Below are 22,313 nucleotides of genomic sequence, written 5' to 3'. Positions count from 1 at the left end.
CGATCGAGGAGTGCTTAAAATGTTGCCACGCAAGCCCCTACTGGCCGCCTTGGCCCTGACCCTGTTCGGCGGCACTGCCCAGGCAGCGGACGAAGTGGTGGTGTACTCCTCGCGCATCGACGAGCTGATCAAGCCGGTGTTCGATGCCTATACCGCCAAGACCGGGGTCAAGATCAAGTTCATCACCGACAAGGAAGCCCCGCTGATGCAGCGCATCAAGGCCGAGGGCGACAACGGCGTGGCCGACCTGCTGCTGACCGTCGATGCAGGCAACCTGTGGCAGGCCGAGCAGATGGGCATCCTGCAGCCGATCGAGTCCGACGTCATCGACCAGAACATCCCGTCGCAGTACCGCGCCTCGTCCCATGACTGGACCGGCCTGAGCCTGCGTGCCCGCACCATCATCTACTCCACCGAGCGGGTCAAACCCGAGGAGTTGAGCACCTACGAAGCCCTGGCTGACAAACAGTGGGAAGGCCGTCTGTGCCTGCGTACGGCCAAGAAGGTGTACAACCAGTCGCTGACCGCCACCCTGATCGAAACCCACGGTGAGGCCAAGACCGAGCAAATCGTCAAAGGGTGGGTCAACAACCTGTCCACCGATGTGTTCTCCGACGACAACGCGGTGATCCAGGCCATCGAGGCCGGGCAGTGTGATGTGGGCGTGGTCAACACCTACTACTACGGCCGTCTGCACAAGCAGAACCCGAACCTGCCGGTGAAGATCTTCTGGCCCAACCAGGGTGACCGTGGTGTGCACGTGAACCTGTCGGGCATTGGCCTGACCAAGCATGCGCCACACCCGGAGGCCGCGAAGAAACTGGTGGAATGGATGACCGGCGAAGAAGCGCAAAAGCTGTTTGCTGATATCAACCAGGAGTTCCCGGCCAACCCGAAGGTGAAGCCATCGGAGGAAGTGGCGGCGTGGGGCAGCTTCAAGGCCGACAGCATTCCGGTGGAAATTGCCGGCAAGCGCCAGGCTGAAGCCATTCGTCTGATGGATCGGGCTGGCTACAACTAAGCGCCAGGCCTTATCCTCGTTGGGCCCGTTAGGGCCCTTTCGCGGGTAAACCCGCTCCTACAGGATCTGCACTGCCTTGCGCGGTCCCCGTAGGAGCGGGTTTACCCGCGAACGACCGCAAAGCGGTCGCAAATCAGCCACAGAGACATTCAATTTGCCCCACACCCCCCAACGCCGCTGGTACCTCCCGGTCTCCCTGATCGCCGCCTTGGTGCTGCTACCCCTGAGCGTGCTGCTGTTGTCCTGGCAATCCATCGACCTGCAGATCTGGTCCCACCTGCTCGACACCCAGATGGGGCGCCTGCTCGGCAATACCCTGACCCTGGTGGTGGGTGTGGGTGTGGGTGTCACCGTGCTGGGCGTCAGCCTGGCCTGGCTCACCAGCCTCTGCGACTTCCCCGGTCGACGCTGGCTGGACTGGGCGCTGATGCTACCGTTCGCCATCCCGGCCTACGTGCTGGCATTCGTCTTCGTCGGCCTGCTGGACTTTGCCGGCCCGGTGCAAAGCGCCCTGCGCGAGGTGTTCGGGCCAATGCGCCTGCCTCGTGTGCGTTCCACTGGTGGGGTAATCACCGTCCTGGTGCTGGTCTTCTATCCCTATGTCTACTTGTTGGCGCGCACGGCTTTTCTGGCTCAGGGCAAGGGCCTGATGGAGGCGGCGCGGGTACTTGGGTTATCGCCCCTGCAGGCATTCTGGCGGGTGGCCTTACCCATGGCTCGGCCGGCGATCGGTGCCGGTATCGCCCTGGCGCTGATGGAAACCCTGGCCGACTTCGGTGCAGTGGCCGTGTTCAACTTCGACACTTTCACCACGGCCATCTACAAGACCTGGTACGGCTTCTTCAGCTTGTCCAGTGCGGCCCAGCTGGCCAGCCTGCTGCTGCTGGCGGTGATGCTGGTGCTGTACGGTGAGCGCCGCGCCCGCGGTGCCAGCCGAAGCGGCAACGAACGGCCGCGCGCGCAGGCGCTGTATCACCTGCGCGGCCTCAAGGCGCTGTTGGCCAGTGGCTGGTGCCTGTTGGTGTTTGCCTGCGCTTTCGTCATCCCGCTGCTGCAGTTGCTGGTGTGGTTCTGGCAACGCGGTCGGCATGACCTGGATGAGCGTTACGTCGGCCTGGTGCTGCACACCCTGTACCTGGGCAGCATGGCGGCGCTGGTCACGGTATGCGTGGCGCTGCTGCTGGCCTTCGCCCGGCGCCAGGCACAGACGGGCGGAATCCGCGCCGGGGTTGGCCTGGCCAATCTGGGGTATGCCCTGCCCGGTTCGGTGTTGGCGGTATCGATCATGCTGGCCTTCAGTTACCTCGACAACCACCTGGTCATCCCGCTGTCCAGCTGGATGGGCGGCGCCGGCAAGCCGCTGCTGCTAGGCAGCCTCTCGGCGTTGCTGCTGGCCTACCTGGTGCGCTTCATCGCGGTGGCCTACGGGCCGCTGGAGAGCAGCCTGGAGCGCATCCGCCCGTCACTCCCTGAAGCCTCGCGCAGCCTGGGTGTTGGCGGCGCAAGATTGTTTTTCAAGGTGTATCTGCCGCTGCTGGTGCCGGGGGCACTTAGCGCCGCGCTGCTGGTGTTCGTCGATGTGCTCAAGGAAATGCCCGCCACCTTGCTGATGCGGCCGTTCGGCTGGGACACCCTCGCCGTGCGGGTGTTCGAGATGACCAGCGAAGGCGAGTGGGCGCGCGCCTCGCTGCCGGCACTGACCTTGGTATTGGTGGGGCTGCTGCCGGTCATCGGCCTGATTCGCCGTTCGGCACGTCGACCCGGTCACAGTCACTGAGGATGTCAGTTTGCGACCTTGCGGCTACAATGCGCGGCATTCGCGCGGCGGGTGTGAGTAACAAGAAAAGCTGACGACCCAACGTCATCGACCGCCGCCGCTTCGCCACGCCCGGAAGGAGAAACCCATGGGACAGCGCACGCTTTTGTATGACCTGCACCTGGCGCTAGGCGCCAAGACGGTCGATTTCGGTGGCTGGGACATGCCCCTGCACTATGGCTCGCAGGTCGAGGAGCACCACCAGGTGCGCAGCGATTGCGGCGTCTTCGATGTCTCCCATATGACCGTGATCGATGTCGACGGCACTGATGCCACTGTTTGGCTGCAGCGCTTGCTGGCCAACGATGTGGCCCGCCTCGACGACACCGGCAAGGCGCTGTATAGCCCACTGCTGAACGAACAGGGCGGTGTAATCGATGATCTGATCGTCTACCGCACGGAAACCGGCTATCGCCTGGTCAACAACGCCGCCACCCGTGCCAAGGTGCTCGATTGGCTGCAATCGCAGCGTGCCGGGTTTTCCGTGGACTTCCAGGTCCGCCCTGATCTGGCCATCCTTGCCATCCAGGGGCCGCGGGCCCGCGAAAAGGTCGCGGCCCTGCTCAGCCCCGCGCGCGCGGCACTCATCCGCGAACTGCGCCCGTTCGAGGGCGTTGCTGACGGCGACTGGTTCATTGCCCGCACCGGCTATACCGGTGAGGACGGCCTGGAGATCATTTTCCCGGGCGATCAGGCGGTGGCCTTCTTCAACGACCTGGTCGGCGCCGGTATCGCCCCAAGCGGCCTGGGCGCCCGCGATACCCTGCGCCTGGAAGCCGGCATGAACCTGTACGGCCAGGACATCGACGAAAACCACACCCCGCTCACCTCCAACCTGGGCTGGAGCATCGCCTGGGAACCGGCCGAGCGCGACTTCATCGGCCGTGTCGGCCTGCTTGCGGAAATCGAGCACGGCGTGCAGGAAAAGCTGGTGGGTCTGGTGCTGGAAGAGCGCGGTGTACTGCGCGCCCATCAGGTCGTGCGTGTAGCCGGCATTGGCGAAGGGGAGATCACCAGTGGTAGTTTCTCGCCTACGCTGAGCAAGTCCATTGCGTTGGCGCGCGTGCCTATGGCTACCGGTGATCGGGCCGAGGTGGAAATTCGCGGCAAGTGGTACCCGGTGCGGGTGGTCAAACCGACCTTCGTGCGCCACGGCAAGATCCTGATCTGAACAATTTATAACCGGCGGGCGTACCGCTGAGCCAATCGAGGAATTCAAGACATGAGCAATATCCCCGCCGAACTGCGTTTTGCCGAAAGCCATGAGTGGGCTCGCCTGGAAGCCGACGGCAGTGTGACCGTGGGTATCAGCGATCACGCCCAGCAAGCCTTGGGTGATGTGGTGTTCGTCGAACTGGCTGAAGTCGGCAAAGTGTTTGGCGCTGGCGACGCTGCAGGTGTGGTGGAGTCGGTCAAGGCCGCTTCGGACATCTATGCCCCGGTCGGTGGCGAAGTGATTGCGGTCAACGAAGAGCTGGCCGATAGCCCGGAACTGCTCAACGAAGAGCCTTACGGTTCGTGGATCTTCAAATTGAAGCCAAGCAACCCGGCCGAGCTGGACAAGTTGCTGGATGCGGCTGGCTACCAGGCGCTGATTGGCGAGTAAGGCCGCGTCGCTTGCTTCGCGGCTAAAGCCGCTCCTACACAGGTACAGCGCGGCATTCGAGACCGGTGCAGCCCCTGTAGGAGCGGCTTTAGCCGCGAAGAGGCCGGGCCTGCAGACAAGTTTCCCCGCACAATCGGCAATCCCTTCCTAGACTTGTAAGTCTCCATGAGGCCTGGTCTAGGAAGAGAGCGTCGTCATGTCCCAGTCGCCATCCCTGCATCAACTGCAAGAGCTCAACCCATTTCTGCGCCGCCACCTGGGCCCCGATGCCACAGAGCAGCAGGCCATGCTCAACGCGCTGGGTATCGCCAGCCGCAACGAGCTGATCGAGCAGACCGTTCCCCCAGACATCCGCCTCAATCGCCCCCTCGACCTCCCAGCGGCACTGGACGAGCAAGCCGCCCTAGCCAAGCTGGCCGGTTATGCCGAACAGAACCAGGTCTGGACCAGCCTCATCGGCATGGGCTACCACGGTACCATCACCCCCACGGTCATCCTGCGCAACGTGCTGGAAAACCCCGGTTGGTACACCGCCTACACGCCCTACCAACCCGAAATTGCCCAAGGCCGGCTGGAGGCGCTGCTGAACTTCCAGCAAATGGTCATCGACCTCACCGGCCTGCCTCTGGCCAATGCCTCGCTGCTTGATGAAGCCACCGCTGCCGCCGAAGCCATGGCCCTGGCCAAGCGGGTGGCACGCAACAAGAGCAACGCCTTCTTCGCCGACGAGCACTGCCACCCGCAGACCCTTTCGGTACTCAAGACCCGCGCCGAGGGGTTCGGCTTCGAGCTGATCGTCGATTCTGTGGATAACCTTGCCAAACACTCGGTGTTCGGCGCTTTGCTGCAGTACCCCGACACCCACGGCGAAGTGCGCGATTTGCGCCCGCTGATCGACCATTTGCACGGCCAACAGGCCTTGGCCTGCGTAGCCGCTGACCTGCTGAGCCTGGTGGTGCTGGCACCGCCCGGAGAGCTGGGCGCCGATGTGGTGCTGGGCTCGACCCAGCGCTTTGGTGTGCCGATGGGCTACGGCGGGCCTCACGCGGCCTATTTCGCCTGTCGCGACGACTACAAGCGGGCCATGCCGGGGCGCATCATCGGCGTATCGCGCGATGCCCGTGGCAACACTGCATTACGGATGGCCCTGCAAACCCGCGAGCAGCATATTCGCCGCGAAAAGGCCAACTCCAACATCTGCACGGCCCAGGTGCTGTTGGCCAACATTGCCGGCTTCTACGCGGTGTACCACGGCCCGGAAGGCCTGCAACGCATCGCGCAGCGTGTGCACCGGCTGACCTTCATCCTGGCTGCCGGCCTTGAGGCCAAAGGCATCAAACGCATCAATCAGCACTTCTTCGACACCCTTACCCTGAATGTTGGTGGTGCCCAGGCTGCCATCATTGAAAGCGCCGAGGCCGCGCACATCAATTTGCGCATTCTCGGTCGCGGGCACCTGGGCGTGAGCCTGGACGAAACCTGCAACGAACAGACGGTGCTGCGCCTGCTCGACATCTTCCTGGGGGTGGATCATGGCCTGGAAATCACCGCCCTCGATCAGCTGGCCCTGCCTGAAGGCATCCCCGCCAGCCTGGTGCGACGCACGCCATTCCTCGCCCACCCCGTGTTCAACCTGCATCACAGCGAAACAGAGATGCTGCGCTACCTCAAGCAGCTTGAGAACAAGGACCTGGCGCTGAACCAGTCGATGATTCCGCTGGGCTCGTGCACCATGAAGCTCAACGCCACCAGTGAGATGATCCCCATCACCTGGCCCGGTTTTGCCCAGCTGCACCCGTTCGCCCCGGCGGCCCAGGCGGCAGGCTACAAGGCGATGATCGACGAACTGGAAAGCTGGCTGTGCGCGATCACCGGCTTCGATGCGATCTGCATGCAGCCCAACTCCGGTGCTCAGGGTGAATACGCCGGCCTGATGGCCATTACGCGCTATCACCGCAGCCGCCATCAGCCGATGCGCACGTTGTGCCTGATCCCGTCGTCGGCCCACGGCACCAACCCGGCGTCGGCACAGATGGCCGGCATGGACGTGGTGATCGTCGATTGCGACAACGATGGCAACGTCGACCTGGCTGACCTCAAAGCCAAGGCGCACGCGGCCGGGGAGCGTCTGTCGTGCCTGATGATCACCTACCCTTCGACCCACGGTGTGTACGAGGAAGGGATACGCGAAATCTGCGATGTGGTGCACCAGCACGGCGGCCAGGTTTACATGGACGGTGCCAACCTCAATGCCCAGGTGGGCCTGGCGCGCCCCGCAGACATTGGGGCCGATGTTTCACACATGAACCTGCACAAGACGTTCTGCATTCCCCACGGCGGTGGCGGCCCCGGTATGGGGCCGATCGGTATCCGCGCGCACCTCAAGCCGTTCGTCGCCAGCCACCCGGTGGTGCCGGTGCCTGGGCTGGACCCGAACAACAGCGCGGTCAGCGCCGCGCCCTGGGGCAGCGCAAGCATCTTGCCGATCAGCTGGATGTATATCGCCATGATGGGCCCGCAGCTGGCCGACGCCAGCGAGGTGGCCATCCTTTCGGCCAACTACCTGGCCAGCCAGTTGGGCGCGGCGTTCCCGGTGCTCTACCGCGGCCGCAACCAGCGCGTGGCGCATGAATGCATCCTCGACCTGCGGCCGTTGAAAGCGCTGACAGGCATCAGCGAAGAGGACGTGGCCAAGCGCCTGATGGACTATGGCTTCCACGCACCGACCATGTCGTTCCCGGTGCCGGGCACGCTGATGGTGGAGCCGACCGAGAGTGAGTCGAAGGCCGAGCTGGACCGGTTCGTCGAGGCGATGCTGGCGATTCGGGCGGAAATTGACGAAGTACAGCAGGGCAACTGGCCAGCGGAGAACAACCCGCTGAAGCATGCACCGCATACCTTGGCTGATGTGCTGGGGGGGTGGGAAAGGCCGTATAGCCTGGAGCAGGCGGTGGCCCCCAGTGCTCACGTGCGCCAGCACAAATACTGGCCGGCGGTGAACCGGGTAGACAACGTGTATGGGGACAGGAATCTGTTCTGTGCGTGTGTGCCGGTGGAGGCTTATCGCTGAGGTAGGTGTTGGATGCTTCGCGGGTGCCTGTAGGAGCGGGTTTACCCGCGAAGCAGGCGACGCAGTTACTCGGCTACTGCATTTTTGGCCAGGATGGCATTGGCCAACTCCATGTCGGAAGCCTGCATCCCTGGGTTCTCTGCCCGTGCCTCGCGCATGGCCGCTTCCAGGAACGGCCCGCGGATCGCGCCTTCGCTGGCGACGAAGCTGCTGGCGTCATCCTGCGCGGCCACTACCAGCTTGTGATCCCGCGAGGTCAGGTAGCTCGACGCCGTGGTAGCACCGGAAGTCATCACGTTACGCCAGAAGGTATCGGCCATGGCCGAGCCAAGAGGCAGCGAAAGCAAGGTAGCGGCGGCAATCGCGGTTTTGAGACGCATGTTGAAACACCTCGAAGGGTGATGGTTGAAGATGCGCGCTTGGATCTTTTCGGGCGAGGCAAGTTCCTTGAATACAAAGGACTTTTCGTCAGTTGCAGGCGCGCAGCACTTCCTCGGCACGGGTCTGTCCAGCGGCCACTTTGGCCTCGCCGCAATGGCGCAGGTCAATCAGGCCATCGGCCAGCGCCTGGCGCCGCAATCGGGTCAGGTCGGCATCAGGGCCGATCAATGCGCGCAAGGTGTCGCTGGGCTCGAGCAGTTCGAATAATCCTGTGCGCCCCTGAAAACCGGTGCCGCGGCAGGCTCGGCAGGTGGCTGATGAACCTGCCTGGCAGTCGGTGCAGACGGTTCGCACCAGGCGCTGGGCCATCACCCCGATAAGCGTCGCCTTGATGAGGTAGTCGGCCACACCCAGCTCTTGCAAGCGGGTAATCGCTGCACAAGCGTCGTTGGTATGCAGGGTCGACAGTACCAGGTGCCCGGTCAGCGCTGCCTGAACTGCCACCAGGGCGGTTTCGCGGTCGCGAATTTCGCCGATCATGATGATATCGGGATCTTGGCGCAGCATGGCCCTGACCGCGTTGGCAAACCCCAGGTCCAGCGCGGGCTGTACCTGCAGCTGGTTGAAGGCTGGCTCCAGGCGCTCGATCGGGTCTTCGATGGTGCACAGGTTGACCTGTGGGGTGGCCAGCAGTTTGAGGCTGGTGTACAGCGTGCTGGTTTTGCCGGAACCGGTGGGGCCGGTGACCAGGATGATGCCTTGGCGCTGACGTAGCAGGCGCTGCCATTGGGCCAGTTGCTGGCCTTGCAGGCCAAGGCGGTCGAAGCCCTCTTGCAACTGGTGCGGGTCGAACAGGCGCAGCACCAGTTTCTCGCCAAACGGGGTGGGCAGGGTTGAAAGCCGCAGCTCCACTTCGCCACCACCGGGCAGGCGGCTTTGCAGCCGGCCGTCCTGCGGCCGGCGTTTCTCTGCAACGTCCATGCGGCCCAGGTGTTTCAGGCGGCTGACGAGGGCCAGGGTGACCCCCGCGGGGAAGGCATAGACGGTGTGCAGCAGGCCATCGATGCGGTAGCGCAGCTGGCCCTGTTCGCGGCGTGGTTCCAAGTGGATATCGCTGGCGCGTTGCTCGATGGCGTACTGCAACAGCCAGTCGACGATATGCACGATATGCGCGTCGTCTGCGCTGGCCTCGGCCTGGCGTTTGCCCAGCTCAAGCAATTGCTCAAGTTCCCCCAGGCTGGCCGACTGCTGATATTGCGCGCCTTTTACCGACTGGGCCAGGCGGTGGAACGACTGCGCTGACTGACGGATCTGCTGCGGGCTGGCCAGTACGCGACGGATCGACCGGCCGAGGCTGCGGGCCAGGTCGGCCTGCCAGTCATCCTGGAAAGGCTGGGCGCTGGCGACGGTGACGCTGGAGGCATCGGCCGCGACGATGAGGATGCCGTGGCGCTGGGCGAAGGCTGGGGAGATCAGGCCGGTGACCTGGGGCAGGTCGAGTTGCATGGGGTCGATGCGCAGGTAGGGTTGGCCGACCTTGTCGGCCAGCCACTGGCAAAGGTGCTCAAGGTCCAGGGGCTGGCCGGGGTGCTGGCGGCTTTCCAGGCTGCAGGCGGCAATGTGCTCCAGCGGGTGGCTAGCGGGGTGGGCAGCGGCGTGTTCGAGTACTTGCAGGGTATCGCTGGCGTGCAGGTGCTGGTCAGCGAGCAGGGCCTGGAGCACGCGCTTGAGGTCGAGCGCGGGGTTGTCGGGGGTGTGCATGGTTGGCGTCCGTGCCTGATCGGGTAGTGCTGATCAAGGCTAGCCGGGCGGCGGGAGGCTATCGGAGGTGAAAGGTTTCGGGATTTTGCTGCGCCTGTACCGGACGCTTCGCGGGTGGACCCGCTCCGACAGGGATCGTACGGGCACTTGAGTGCTATGCGGTACCGGCCCGGCAGAGAGGATGGTTCAGACCACTGCCAACGCCACTCGCTGCAAGTTGGTCAGGCTCACCTCACCCACACACACCAGGTTACGCAGTTTCTGTGCAATGACCTCGGCCCGGTGCCAGCTCAACCCGCCAATGCCGATTTCGATATCCAGCCAGTCATCCTGCTGGCTGACCTGCACGCTATGCGGGGTCAGGAACTGCAAGGCGAACAGGTTGAGTACCCGGCACAGGCTATCGGGCTCGGCCTCGGCCTGCAGGCGATAGAGCACGGTGCTGTGGGCGTTGGTGGCGGCCCAGGCGTCGGTACGGGGCTGTGCGTTCATGCTGGTCTCCGCAAATGAGGGAGAAATTCTTGCACGTTGGTGGCGGTATTTTTTCGCTATGATTGGGTGATTTCGCCTTATTGGTGAATTCTTTTATTCAAAAAAATCTGATGTGGAGAATAAACAATGCACAGCGAGCTGGACGCCTACGACCGTCGCATCCTCGAACTGCTGCAGGAGGACGCTTCGCTGTCCAGTGCACAGATCGCCGAGCGCGTCGGGCTGTCGCAATCGCCGTGCTGGCGCCGCATTCAGCGCTTGAAGGAAGAGGGGGTGATTCGGGGGCAGGTGACCTTGCTGGACCGTAAGAAGGTCGGCCTGAACACGCAGATTTTCGCCGAAGTGAAATTGAACGCCCACGGGCGCTCCAACTTCACCGAGTTCACCGAGGCGATCCGCGGGTTCCCTGAGGTGCTGGAGTGTTATGTACTGATGGGGGCTGTGGACTTTCTGCTGCGAATCGTCACGTCGGACATCGAGGCCTACGAGCGGTTCTTCTTCGAAAAACTGTCGAACGTGCCGGGGATTCAGGAGGTGAATTCGATTGTGGCGCTTTCCGAGATCAAGTCCACCACTAGCCTGCCGCTATCGCGTTGAGGCCATTCGCGGGTAAACCCGCTCCTACACCGGTGAGGCCATTCGCGGGTGGACCCGTTCCTACACTGGTCCCACGCCTGGCGCGGATCCTACGTAGGAGCGGGTTTACCCGCGAAGCAGGCGGCGCGGTATCACGCCTTGAGCAGGTGCTTCCAGCCGCGGCTCTGGTCCACCGCCCGAGCCTGTTCGATACGCGCTTCCAGCACTTCATCGCTGATAGGCTGCTCGGCCAGCTCGTGCAGCTTTTTCAGGTCGCCGTACAAGCGGTCCATTTGCGGCGCTTCCAGCACCTGGCGGGCGTGGTGCAGCCAGGCCAGAAGCTGCTCGATACGTGGCAGCTGCTCGGCCAGGTCTTCCGGGCGCTGGGTGTACAGCGGCAGCTTCAGCGCGCGGCCTTCCTCACCCAGCAGGTGCCCCAGCCAGCTGGCCAGTTGCGCCTTGCCCTGGCGTTCGCCGCGGCCCTTGCGCTCTGCGGTCCAGGTCCGGGCCATCAGCCAGCGTGAGGTTTCCAGCGAGAACTGGCCCCAGCGTACGTCTTCCAGTTCTTCGGCGAACTGCTCGGGCGCGGCGCGACGGATGTCTTCGTCATCGTTGCCGGCCTGCACCAGCGGGCGCCAGTCTTCAAGCAAGGCATCAAGGCTGGCGCGCAGGTCGCGGGTGGTGGCGCGCGGTGCTGCCTGGCCCAGGCTGGCGGTGAGTGCGCGCAGCTCGCTCAGGCACTCGACCCAGTCCTGGAGCAGGCGCCAGTGGCCGTTGTGGCGGTACTGCTCGGCCAGGCGCTGGCTGCTGCCCAGCAGTTGCCAGGCGAGGGCGGCATAGGCGTCGTCCAAGGCCATTTCGGCTTCCAGCGCGGTGTGCGGCAGGTCCAGCTCGTAGCTGTCCGGTTCCAGCAGGCGGTAACCGCGCTCAGCCTTGCTGATGTCGCACGGCATCAGCGGCAGGCTGGCGGCCAGTTCTGCAGCCAGTTCCAGCAGTGCTTGCGGTTCACCTTCACGCAGCTCCAGCTCCAGCTCGCAGATCTCTTCCTTGCGCTTGCCGGCGATCACGAAGCCTTGGTCCAGCGCGGCCTCGATCACCACCTTGCTCTTGCCGCGGCCCCAGGCGATTTCAGCGTATTCACGGCTGAAGTCGGTGGTGAACAGCGGCTTGATGGTTTTCTTGTCCAGGTTGGCCAGTTGCTCGGGCCAGCAGGTGGCGTCCAGCTTCTTCAGGTCGAGCTTGACCTTGTCCAGGTTCCATTCGTACTCGTTGCGCTCTGACAGGCCAGCCACGCTCTGGCCGCGGCACTTGAGGGTTTGGATGACAGCGTCGCCATCGCGGCGCAGGCGCAGGGCGACACGGGCGGCGGACAGCTCACGCTCGGGGGTGTCGAAGTACTGGTTGAGCAGTTCACGGGTCTGCCAGCCGGACTTGTTGCGCTTTTTCAGCAGAGGGTGCTCGCGAAGTGCGGCAAGGGTCTCGCGGCTGGCGCGGAGCTTCAGTTCGGTTTCTTTGTGCATCACAGACTCGAAAGAGGGGGCGTGGTTGGCAGAGAGTCTACAGCAGTCAGCCCTCAACGGTTTATTCCAGACAGCGGATAGTCCTATGATGGGCAACGTTTCCGAGGAGTACGCGCATGCCGTTGCCGACGCTGAAAGACCAGTTTGCCGCCTTGATCGCCGCGCCTTCGGTTAGCTGTACCCAACCTGCGCTGGACCAGTCCAACCGCCAGGTTATCGACCTGTTGGCCGGTTGGCTCGGCGACCTGGGTTTCAAGTGCGATATCCAGCAGGTCAGCCCCGGCAAGTTTAACCTGCTGGCCAGCCGTGGCACCGGCCCGGGAGGGCTGGTGCTTGCCGGGCACAGCGATACCGTGCCCTATGACGAACAGCTGTGGGCCAGCGACCCGCTGAAGCTGACCGAAGCCGATGGCCGTTGGGTCGGCCTGGGCAGCTGCGACATGAAGGGCTTCTTCGCCCTGGTCATCGAAGCGGTCATCCCGCTGCTGGAGCACGACTTCAAGGAGCCGCTGCTGATCCTTGCCACCTGCGACGAAGAAAGCTCCATGTCCGGCGCCCGTGCCCTGGCCGAGGCCGGCCAGCCACTGGGGCGTGCAGCGGTCATCGGTGAGCCTACCGGGCTGCGGCCAATTCGCATGCACAAGGGCATCCTCATGGACCGCATCGACATCCTCGGCCGCAGTGGCCATTCGTCGGATCCAAGCCTGGGCCGCAGCGCCATGGAAGCCATGCATGCGGTCATGGGCGAGCTGATGGGCCTGCGCCAGCACTGGCAAAACACCTATAGCAACCCCCAGTTCACCGTGCCGACCCCGACCATGAACTTCGGCTGCATCCACGGCGGTGACAACCCCAACCGCATCTGCGGCCAGTGTGCCCTGGAATTCGACCTGCGGCCGCTGCCGGGCATGGATGTGGAGCAACTGCGCGCGGCCATTCGCGAAAAGCTGGTACCCGTGGCCGAGCGCCATGAGGTGCGCATCGACTATGCGCCGCTGTTCCCGGAGGTGCCGCCGTTCGAGCAGGCTGCCGATGTCGAACTGGTTCAGGTCGCGGAGCGCCTGACTGGCCATCGCGCTGAAGCGGTGGCGTTCGGCACCGAAGCACCTTATCTTCAGCAACTGGGCTGCCAGACCATCGTGCTGGGCCCTGGCGACATTGCCTGCGCCCACCAGCCCGGCGAATACCTTGAAATGTCACGAATCGAGCCTACCGTGCGTCTATTGCGTGACCTGATCCGGCACTATTGCCTGCACTAAACGTCAATCGAACTGATTCGTTCCTGCCTAGAGGAGACCGCGCGTGACCGCAAGCCTGTTCCGACGATGATCCTGAACGCCCCCTGCATCGCCGTTCTCCGTCCACTTATCCACAGGCCCTGTCATGCCCGATTACGTCAACTGGCTGCGTCATGCATCCCCCTATATCAATGCCCATCGCGACTGCACCTTTGTGGTCATGCTCCCTGGCGATGGGGTGGAACACCCTAATTTTGGCAATATCGTCCACGACCTGGTGCTGCTGCACAGCCTGGGCGTGCGCCTGGTGCTGGTGCATGGCTCGCGCCCGCAGATCGAAAGCCGGCTGGCCGATCGCGGCCTGACGCCGCACTATCACCGGGGCATGCGTATTACTGATGCGGCCACCCTGGACTGCGTGATCGATGCCGTCGGCGCCCTGCGCCTGGCCATTGAAGCGCGGCTGTCGATGGACATCGCCGCTTCGCCCATGCAGGGCTCGCGCCTGCGCGTGGCCTCCGGCAACCTGGTCACTGCGCGGCCGATCGGCGTGCTCGAAGGCGTGGACTACCACCACACTGGCGAAGTGCGCCGCGTCGACCGTAAGGGCATCAGCCGCCTGCTCGACGAGCGCTCTATCGTGCTGTTGTCGCCCTTGGGCTACTCGCCTACCGGTGAAATCTTCAACCTGGCCTGCGAAGACGTGGCTACCCGCGCGGCCATCGAACTGGGTGCCGACAAATTGTTGCTGTTCGGCGCCGAGCCGGGTCTGTTGGACGCTGACGGTAGGCTGGTGCGTGAACTGCGCCCGCAGCAGGTTGCTCCGCATCTGCAGCGTCTAGGCAGCGACTACCAGGGCGAACTGCTGGATGCTGCGGCCGAGGCTTGCAAAGGCGGTGTGGCGCGCAGCCATATCGTCAGCTATGCCGAGGACGGCGCGCTGCTCACCGAGCTGTTCACCCGGGGCGGTGGCGGTACGCTGGTGTCGCAGGAGCAGTTCGAAGTGGTGCGCGAGGCGACCATCGAGGACGTCGGTGGCCTGCTGGAGTTGATCAGCCCGCTGGAAGAGCAGGGCATCCTGGTGCGCCGTTCGCGCGAAGTGCTGGAACGAGAGATCGAGCAGTTCAGCGTGGTCGAGCGCGAGGGCATGATCATCGCCTGTGCGGCGCTGTACCCGATTGCCGATTCCGAGGCCGGGGAGCTGGCTTGCCTGGCGGTGAACCCGGAGTACCGCCATGGCGGACGTGGCGATGAGCTGCTGGAACGCATCGAGAGCCGGGCACGGCAAATGGGTTTGAGTACTTTGTTCGTGCTGACTACGCGCACTGCGCACTGGTTTCGCGAGCGCGGCTTTGCGCCCAGTGGCGTGGAGCGGCTGCCGGCGGCGCGGGCTTCGCTGTACAACTACCAGCGCAATTCGAAGATTTTCGAGAAGCCCTTGTAAGCCTGTACCGCAGCTCATGTGGGAGCGGCCTTGCGTCGCGAAAGGGCCGCAAAGCGGCCCCGACATTATCAGCTTGATGCGCAAATATTGGGGGCACTTTCGCCCCTATCGCGACGCCGCTCCCACAATGGGGGGCGGCGTTTTCGTTTACACGGTATGCAGGTACCAGTTGTACTCGAGGTCGGAGATCGAGTGCTCGAACTCTTCCAGCTCGCTTTCCTTGCACGCGACAAAGATGTCGATGTACTTCGGATCGATGTACTTGTTCAGGATTTCGCTGTCGTCCAGCTCGCGCAGGGCATCGCGCAGGTTGTTCGGCAGGCTCTGCTCCAGCTGCTCGTACGAGTTGCCTTCGATCGGCTCGCCCGGTTCGATCTTGTTGGTCAGGCCGTGGTGCACGCCCGCCAGCACCGCAGCCATCATCAGGTACGGGTTGGCGTCGGCACCGGCCACGCGGTGCTCGATGCGCACGGCGTCCGGCGAGCCGGTCGGTACGCGCAGGGCCACGGTGCGGTTGTCCAGGCCCCAGCTTGGCGCGTTCGGTACGTAGAACTGCGCGCCGAAGCGGCGGTACGAGTTGACGTTCGGGCAGAGGAACGCCATGGACGCGGGCAGGGTCTCGAGCACACCGCCGACAGCGTGACGTAGCGCGGCGTTCTGCTCGGGATCCTCGCTGGTGAAGATGTTGTTGCCATCTTTGTCCAGCACGGAAATGTGTACATGCAGGCCGTTACCAGCCTGGCCCGGGTAGGGCTTGGCCATGAAAGTGGTGTCCATTTCATGGTCGTAGGCGATGTTCTTGATCAACCGCTTGAGCAGTACCGCGTAATCGCAGGCCTTGAGCGGGTCGGGCACGTGGTGCAGGTTGACTTCGAACTGCGCCGGGGCGCTTTCCTTGACGATGGCGTCGGCCGGGATGCCTTGCTCCTTCGCGCCTTCGAGGATGTCCTGCAGGCAGTCGGCATACTCGTCGAGGTCGTCGATCAGGTACACCTGGGTCGACTGCGGGCGCTTGCCCGAGATTGGCGAGCGCGGCGGCTGCGGGCGGCCATTCACGTTCTCCTGGTCGATCAGGTAGAACTCCAGCTCGAATGCGGCGCAGATGGTCAGGCCCATATCGGTGAACTTGCTCACCACCTGGCGCAGCACTTCACGCGGGTCGGCGAAGAACGGCTCGCCTTCCAGCTCGTGCATGGTCATCAGCAGCTGGGCGGTAGGGCGTTTTTGCCACGGCTCATTACAGAGCGTGTCGGGGATTGGATAGCAGATGCGGTCAGCATCGCCGATGTCCAGGCCCAGCCCGGTGCTTTCGACGGTGGAACCGTTGATGTCCAGGGCAAAGAGGGAGGCCGGCAGATTGATGCCTTTCTCGTAAACCTTGTGGAGGCTGGTGCGCTCTATGCGCTTGCCACGCACCACACCATTCATATCTGCAATCAGAAGGTCAACGTAGAGAACCTCAGGATGTTCCTTAAGGAACGCGTTCGCTTCGTTAAGCTGAACGGCACGCGGGGGTACCGACATGATGCAACACCTTTGTTGTTAAAAATATCAATCAAGGGGGGCTTGCAGGACCAGTCAACCGAAAAGCCATACTGATGTCAAGCCAACCCCATGACGCCCTGAAATGGCACATCTACGGCAGATTTGCTGCATATCGGGGCAGGCCATTATCCGCTATTTCTGCCTGAAAGGGTGATCTCAAACGTGCCGTGTTTTATTTTTTACGGAAGTGTTGTGTAAAAAAATGAACAAGGCTAAGCTCGGTCACAACCCAGAACACAATAATACGAGGGTCACATGGTCCGCTTGCCGCGACCTGAAAGTACTGCGTGCGCAGTGCAATCGGGTACTTCCGTCGTTTTTGCAAGCTTCGTCAATGGCGTGGTCGCCCTGGCCGCAATAATTGACGTTTGGCGTTCCCGGACCCGTCCTCGTAGCGGCTTGCCGCCCTTCGCTTCGTCTTCCTGCCTTTTGAACTCATTACGGACACAGCTGATTTCAGTGTATCCACTGTGGCTCTGCGCGTGGGTTTTTGCTTTAGCAATCGACTCCATCCAGAATCAAGTCGCGGACCACCTTACCTCCTGAGGTATTTATGAGTAACAACCTCGACCAGCTCACCGATTGGTTGAAAGAGCACAAGATCACCGAAGTCGAATGCATGATCAGCGACCTGACCGGCATCACGCGCGGCAAGATTTCGCCAACCAACAAATTCATCGCTGAAAAAGGCATGCGGCTGCCCGAAAGCGTGCTGCTGCAGACCGTGACCGGCGACTACGTCGACGACGACATCTATTACGAACTGCTCGACCCTGCAGACATCGACATGATCTGCCGCCCTGACGAGAACGCTGTGTTCCTCGTGCCGTGGGCCATCGAGCCAACCGCACAGGTCATCCACGACACCTACGACAAGAAGGGCAACCCGGTCGAACTGTCGCCGCGCAACGTGCTGAAGAAAGTGCTCAAGCTATACGCTGACAAGGGCTGGCAGCCGATCGTCGCACCGGAGATGGAGTTCTACCTGACCAAGCGCAGCGAAGACCCGGACTTCCCGCTGCAGCCCCCGGTAGGCCGTTCCGGTCGCCCGGAAACCGGCCGTCAGTCGTTCTCGATCGAAGCTGCCAACGAATTCGACCCGCTGTTCGAAGACGTCTACGACTGGTGCGAGCTGCAGCAGCTGGACCTCGACACGCTGATCCACGAAGACGGCACGGCGCAGATGGAAATCAACTTCCGTCACGGCGACGCTCTGCACCTGGCCGACCAGATCCTGGTGTTCAAGCGCACCATGCGCGAGGCGGCGCTCAAGCACAACGTGGCTGCCACTTTCATGGCCAAACCGATGACCGGCGAGCCGGGCAGTGCCATGCACCTGCACCAGAGTGTGGTCGACGTGGCCACCGGCAAGAACATCTTCAGCAATGAAGACGGCAGCATGAGCGAGCTGTTCCTGAACCACATTGGCGGCCTGCAGAAGTTCATCCCCGAGGCGCTGCCGCTGTTCGCGCCCAACGTCAACTCGTTCCGCCGCTTCCTGCCCGACACTTCGGCTCCGGTAAACGTGGAGTGGGGCGAAGAAAACCGCACCGTCGGCCTGCGTGTACCGGATGCCGGCCCGCAAAGCCGGCGCGTCGAAAACCGCCTGCCGGGCGCCGACGCCAACCCATACCTGGCCATCGCCGCCAGCCTGCTGTGTGGCTACATCGGCATGGTCGAAGGCATCGAGGCCAGCGCGCCAGTGCAGGGCCGTGGTTACGAACGCCGCAACCTGCGCCTGCCCCTGACCATCGAAGATGCCTTGGAACGCATGGAAAACAGCCGTGCGCTGGTGCAGTACCTGGGCAAGAAATTCATTACCGGGTATGTCGCGACCAAGCGCGCCGAGCACGAAAACTTCAAACGTGTCATCAGTTCGTGGGAGCGTGAGTTCCTGCTGTTCGCTGTCTGATCAACCCTGGTGCCGCAGGAGCGCGGCGGTCCAATAACGGAGAAGCACATGAGCGTCAACAACCCGCAAACCCGTGAATGGCAAACCCTGAGCGGGGAGCATCACCTCGCACCTTTCAGTGACTACAAGCAACTGAAGGAGAAGGGGCCGCGCATTATCACCAAGGCCCAGGGTGTGCATTTGTGGGATAGCGAGGGGCACAAGATTCTCGACGGCATGGCCGGTCTGTGGTGTGTGGCGGTCGGCTACGGCCGTGAAGAGCTGGTGCAGGCGGCGGAAAAACAGATGCGTGAGCTGCCGTACTACAACCTGTTCTTCCAGACCGCTCACCCGCCTGCGCTCGAGCTGGCCAAGGCGATCACCGACGTGGCGCCGAAAGGTATGACCCATGTGTTCTTCACCGGCTCCGGCTCCGAAGGCAACGACACAGTGCTGCGCATGGTGCGCCACTACTGGGCGCTGAAGGGCAAACCGCACAAGCAGACCATCATCGGCCGCATCAACGGTTACCACGGGTCCACCTTCGCCGGTGCTTGCCTGGGCGGCATGAGCGGCATGCACGAGCAGGGTGGCCTGCCGATTCCGGGCATCGTACACATCCCTCAGCCGTACTGGTTCGGCGAGGGTGGCGACATGACCCCTGACGAATTCGGTGTCTGGGCCGCCGAGCAGTTGGAGAAGAAGATCCTCGAAGTCGGCGAAGACAACGTCGCTGCCTTCATCGCCGAGCCGATCCAGGGCGCTGGCGGCGTGATCATCCCGCCGGAAACCTACTGGCCGAAGGTGAAGGAGATCCTCGCCAGGTACGACATCCTGTTCGTCGCCGACGAGGTGATCTGCGGCTTCGGCCGTACCGGCGAGTGGTTCGGCTCGGACTACTACGACCTCAAGCCCGACCTGATGACCATCGCGAAAGGCCTGACCTCCGGTTACATCCCCATGGGCGGTGTGATTGTGCGTGACACCGTGGCCAAGGTGATCAGCGAAGGCGGCGACTTCAACCACGGTTTCACCTACTCCGGTCACCCGGTGGCGGCTGCGGTGGGCCTGGAAAACCTGCGCATCCTGCGTGACGAGAAAATTGTCGAGAAGGCGCGCACGGAAGCGGCACCGTATTTGCAAAAGCGTTTGCGTGAGCTGCAGGACCATCCACTGGTGGGTGAAGTGCGCGGCCTGGGCATGCTGGGTGCGATCGAGCTGGTTAAGGACAAGGCCACCCGCAGCCGTTACGAGGGCAAGGGCGTGGGCATGATCTGCCGCACCTTCTGCTTTGAGAACGGGCTCATCATGCGTGCGGTGGGTGACACCATGATCATCGCGCCGCCGCTGGTAATCAGCCATGCGGAGATCGACGAACTGGTGGAAAAGGCGCGCAAGTGCCTGGACCTGACCCTTGAGGCGATTCGATAAGCGTTTGCTAGGCTAGCGTTGTGACATTAAGTCGTTACATGGCCCTGCTTTCCTTGATACAGGGCCTTGTAACTTGCCAGACTAGCGACTGTTTCAGTCGCCGCGCGCTCTGCACCGTGGGTTCTGGCTGCTGGACAGTTGCTAAATAAAAATTCTGGAGCATTACGCATGAATAAAATGGGCAAGACGTTGCTGGCCGCCGCCCTGATGGGTGCCATGGCCTCCGCTGTTCAGGCTGAAGACAAAGTGTTGAACGTCTATAACTGGTCGGACTACATCGCTCCGGACACCATCGCCAAGTTCGAGAAGCAGACGGGGATCAAGGTCAAGTACGACGTCTTCGACAGCAACGAAACCCTGGAAGCCAAGCTGCTGGCAGGCAAGTCGGGCTACGACATCGTCGTGCCTTCGAACAATTTCCTGGCCAAGCAGATCAAGGCGGGCGTGTACGAGGAGCTGGACCGGTCCAAGCTGCCGAACTGGAAGAACCTCGACCCCGACCTGCTCAAGGCCGTTGGCGATGCCAGCGACAAGGACAACAAGCATGCCTTCCCTTACATGTGGGGCTCGATCGGCATTGGCTACAACCCGGAAAAGGTCAAGGCTGTGCTGGGCGTGGACAAGATCGATTCGTGGGACGTGGTGTTCAAGCCTGAGAACATCGCCAAGCTCAAGAGCTGCGGCGTGAGCTTCCTCGACGCCCCGACCGAAATGCTCCCGGCTGCGCTGCACTACCTCGGCAAGCCGACCGACAGCACCAAGAAAGAAGACCTGAAGGCCGCCGAGGACCTGTTCCTCAAGATCCGTCCTTCGATCACCTATTTCCACTCGTCCAAGTACATCGGCGACATGGCCAACGGCAACATCTGTGTAGCCGTCGGTTACTCGGGTGACCTGGAGCAGTCCAAGGCCCGTGCCCATGAAGCGGGCGACAAGGTCAAAGTGGACTACGTCATTCCGAAGGAAGGTGCCGGTACTTTCTACGACATGGTCGCCATCCCGAAAGATGCCGAGCATAAAGACGCGGCCTACGAGTTCATGAACTTCCTGATGCAGCCGGAAATCATGGCTGAAATCACCAACGCCGTACGCTTCCCGAACGGTAACGCTGCTGCCACCCCGTTCGTGGACAAAGACATCACCAGCGACCCAAGCATCTACCCGCCTGCCGAAGTGAAGAAGCAGCTGTACGCGATCGCTGCGCCTGACGCTTCTGTGCAGCGAGTGATCACCCGCAGCTGGACGAAGATCAAGTCGGGCAAGTAAGCCCGATGCGACAGCTCTGGGCCGGGTTTTTCGGCCCAGAGCCATTGAAAGGTAATTGATGATTGCGGCATCGAAGCTGCGAAGTTAAGTTGCGCGCCGGTTTTGCGTGTGCGGCAGCATTGTCGCTACCCAGGCACTGATTGTGAGGACCCCCACTTGTCTATTTCTGTATTCCGCAAGGCCTTGATGGCTGGCGCGGGCCTGACGCTGGCATGCAGCGTCCAAGCGGCGCCGACGGTGCACTTCTATAACTGGTCCGACTACATCGGCCCGACCACACTCGCGGACTTCGAGAAAGCCACGGGCATCAAGCCTGTGCAAGACGTGTTCGACTCCAACGAAACCCTGGAAGGCAAGCTGCTGGCCGGTAACACCGGCTATGACGTGGTGGTGCCGTCCAACCATTTCCTCGGCAAGCAGATCAAGGCGGGCGCCTTCCAGAAGCTCGACAAGAACCTGCTGCCCAACTATTCCAATCTCGACCCGGCGTTGATGAAGCGCCTGGAAAAGAACGACCCGGGCAACCAATACGCGGTGCCTTACCTGTGGGGTACCAACGGCATCGGTTACAACGTCGACAAGGTCAAGGCCGCGCTGGGCGTGGACACCATCGACTCCTGGGCCGTGCTGTTCGAACCCGAAAACATGAAGAAGCTCTCCAAGTGCGGTGTGGCCTTCCTCGACTCGGCGGACGAAATGCTGCCAGCGGTGCTCAACTACATGGGCCTCAACCCGAACAGCACCGACCCCAAGGATTACGCCAAGGCCGAGCAGAAGCTGCTGGCGGTGCGCCCGTACGTGACCTACTTCCACTCGTCCAAGTACATCACCGACCTGGCCAACGGCGACATCTGCGTCGCGGCAGGTTTTTCGGGTGATGTGTTCCAGGCCAAGGCCCGTGCTGAAGAAGCGAAGAAGGGCGTGAACCTGGCCTACGCCATTCCCAAGGAAGGCGGCAACCTCTGGTTCGACGTGCTGGCGATCCCCAAGGACGCCAAGAACGTCAAAGAGGCGCATGCCTTCATCAACTATTTGCTGAAACCTGAGGTTATCGCCCAGGTCAGTGATTACGTCGGTTACGCCAACCCGAACCCCAAGGCTGGCGCCCTGATGGACCAGGCCGTAAGGACTGACGCCGCGGTTTACCCACCGCAGGAAGTGCTGGACAAGATGTTCGTGAACTCAGAGTTGCCCCCCAAGGTGCAACGGCTGATGACCCGCAGCTGGACCAAGGTCAAGTCGGGCAAGTAAAAAT

General features: G+C 62.4%; 17 protein-coding genes. 12 read left to right on the top strand and 5 right to left on the bottom strand.

The window, feature by feature from the left end:
* The first annotated feature begins 19 nt into the window (after positions 1 to 19).
* From ACK59Z_RS00325 to gcvP, 5 genes are all read left to right on the top strand, one after another.
* A complete protein-coding gene (locus ACK59Z_RS00325) occupies positions 20 to 1,021 on the top strand; it encodes an extracellular solute-binding protein (protein WP_012054051.1) in 1,002 nt (333 codons plus the stop codon).
* A gap of 154 nt (positions 1,022 to 1,175) precedes the next feature.
* On the top strand, positions 1,176 to 2,798 hold the full coding sequence (locus tag ACK59Z_RS00320; RefSeq protein WP_409292053.1) for an ABC transporter permease: 1,623 nt from the start codon (positions 1,176 to 1,178) through the stop codon (positions 2,796 to 2,798).
* A 127-nt stretch (positions 2,799 to 2,925) separates the two neighbouring features.
* Positions 2,926 to 4,008, top strand: coding sequence for a glycine cleavage system aminomethyltransferase GcvT (gene gcvT, locus ACK59Z_RS00315; protein WP_003253703.1), 1,083 nt, complete (start codon positions 2,926 to 2,928; stop codon positions 4,006 to 4,008).
* 51 nt (positions 4,009 to 4,059) lie between these two features.
* Positions 4,060 to 4,443: a glycine cleavage system protein GcvH gene (gene gcvH / locus ACK59Z_RS00310; protein WP_020191591.1), complete on the top strand. Its 384-nt coding sequence runs from the start codon at positions 4,060 to 4,062 to the stop codon at positions 4,441 to 4,443.
* A 196-nt stretch (positions 4,444 to 4,639) separates the two neighbouring features.
* On the top strand, positions 4,640 to 7,513 hold the full coding sequence (gcvP, locus tag ACK59Z_RS00305) for an aminomethyl-transferring glycine dehydrogenase (protein ID WP_108191115.1): 2,874 nt from the start codon (positions 4,640 to 4,642) through the stop codon (positions 7,511 to 7,513).
* Between the two features lie 65 nt (positions 7,514 to 7,578).
* Here the strand turns inward: gcvP and ACK59Z_RS00300 are convergent, their stop codons facing one another.
* From ACK59Z_RS00300 to ACK59Z_RS00290, 3 genes are all read right to left on the bottom strand, one after another.
* Positions 7,579 to 7,893, bottom strand: a complete 315-nt coding sequence (locus ACK59Z_RS00300; protein ID WP_003253711.1) for a DUF2388 domain-containing protein — start codon at positions 7,891 to 7,893, stop codon at positions 7,579 to 7,581.
* Positions 7,894 to 7,981: 88 nt separating this feature from the next.
* Positions 7,982 to 9,655: a GspE/PulE family protein gene (locus tag ACK59Z_RS00295; protein WP_409292051.1), complete on the bottom strand. Its 1,674-nt coding sequence runs from the start codon at positions 9,653 to 9,655 to the stop codon at positions 7,982 to 7,984.
* 186 nt (positions 9,656 to 9,841) lie between these two features.
* Positions 9,842 to 10,147 (bottom strand): hypothetical protein, encoded by a 306-nt coding sequence (locus ACK59Z_RS00290; RefSeq protein WP_108191117.1) that lies wholly within the window; start codon positions 10,145 to 10,147, stop codon positions 9,842 to 9,844.
* 126 nt (positions 10,148 to 10,273) lie between these two features.
* Between ACK59Z_RS00290 and ACK59Z_RS00285 the strand changes: the two genes are divergently transcribed.
* On the top strand, positions 10,274 to 10,744 hold the full coding sequence (locus tag ACK59Z_RS00285) for an Lrp/AsnC family transcriptional regulator (protein WP_003253717.1): 471 nt from the start codon (positions 10,274 to 10,276) through the stop codon (positions 10,742 to 10,744).
* 131 nt (positions 10,745 to 10,875) lie between these two features.
* On the opposite strand, the gene ACK59Z_RS00280 is transcribed toward ACK59Z_RS00285, so the two are convergent.
* Positions 10,876 to 12,243, bottom strand: coding sequence for an inorganic triphosphatase (locus ACK59Z_RS00280; RefSeq protein ID WP_003253720.1), 1,368 nt, complete (start codon positions 12,241 to 12,243; stop codon positions 10,876 to 10,878).
* Positions 12,244 to 12,359: 116 nt separating this feature from the next.
* Here ACK59Z_RS00280 and argE point away from each other — a divergent pair, with 116 nt between their 5' ends.
* Both argE and argA read left to right on the top strand, forming a co-directional pair.
* Positions 12,360 to 13,502 (top strand): acetylornithine deacetylase, encoded by a 1,143-nt coding sequence (gene argE / locus ACK59Z_RS00275; protein ID WP_003253722.1) that lies wholly within the window; start codon positions 12,360 to 12,362, stop codon positions 13,500 to 13,502.
* Between the two features lie 124 nt (positions 13,503 to 13,626).
* On the top strand, positions 13,627 to 14,925 hold the full coding sequence (gene argA, locus ACK59Z_RS00270; RefSeq protein ID WP_003253723.1) for an amino-acid N-acetyltransferase: 1,299 nt from the start codon (positions 13,627 to 13,629) through the stop codon (positions 14,923 to 14,925).
* A gap of 147 nt (positions 14,926 to 15,072) precedes the next feature.
* Here argA and ACK59Z_RS00265 read toward each other — a convergent pair whose 3' ends face one another.
* On the bottom strand, positions 15,073 to 16,449 hold the full coding sequence (locus ACK59Z_RS00265; protein WP_003253725.1) for a glutamine synthetase family protein: 1,377 nt from the start codon (positions 16,447 to 16,449) through the stop codon (positions 15,073 to 15,075).
* A gap of 574 nt (positions 16,450 to 17,023) precedes the next feature.
* On the opposite strand from ACK59Z_RS00265, the gene ACK59Z_RS00260 reads away from it, so the two are divergent.
* From ACK59Z_RS00260 to ACK59Z_RS00245, 4 genes are all read left to right on the top strand, one after another.
* Entirely contained in the window at positions 17,024 to 18,382 is a 1,359-nt protein-coding gene (locus ACK59Z_RS00260) for a glutamine synthetase family protein (protein ID WP_003253727.1), read from the top strand.
* 48 nt (positions 18,383 to 18,430) lie between these two features.
* Positions 18,431 to 19,792 carry an aspartate aminotransferase family protein gene (locus tag ACK59Z_RS00255; RefSeq protein WP_019437291.1) on the top strand — a complete coding sequence of 454 codons (1,362 nt, stop codon included), beginning with the start codon at positions 18,431 to 18,433 and terminating at the stop codon, positions 19,790 to 19,792.
* A 168-nt stretch (positions 19,793 to 19,960) separates the two neighbouring features.
* A complete protein-coding gene (locus tag ACK59Z_RS00250) occupies positions 19,961 to 21,058 on the top strand; it encodes a polyamine ABC transporter substrate-binding protein (RefSeq protein WP_409292048.1) in 1,098 nt (365 codons plus the stop codon).
* 156 nt (positions 21,059 to 21,214) lie between these two features.
* On the top strand, positions 21,215 to 22,309 hold the full coding sequence (locus ACK59Z_RS00245; RefSeq protein ID WP_010955707.1) for a polyamine ABC transporter substrate-binding protein: 1,095 nt from the start codon (positions 21,215 to 21,217) through the stop codon (positions 22,307 to 22,309).
* Positions 22,310 to 22,313: the final 4 nt, after the last annotated feature.

Source organism: Pseudomonas sp. KCJK9058 (assembly GCF_046230975.1).
GTDB lineage: Bacteria > Pseudomonadota > Gammaproteobacteria > Pseudomonadales > Pseudomonadaceae > Aquipseudomonas > Aquipseudomonas alloputida.
The sequence above is the reverse complement of the archived record's forward strand: the minus strand, read 5'-3'. Positions and strand labels throughout refer to the sequence as shown.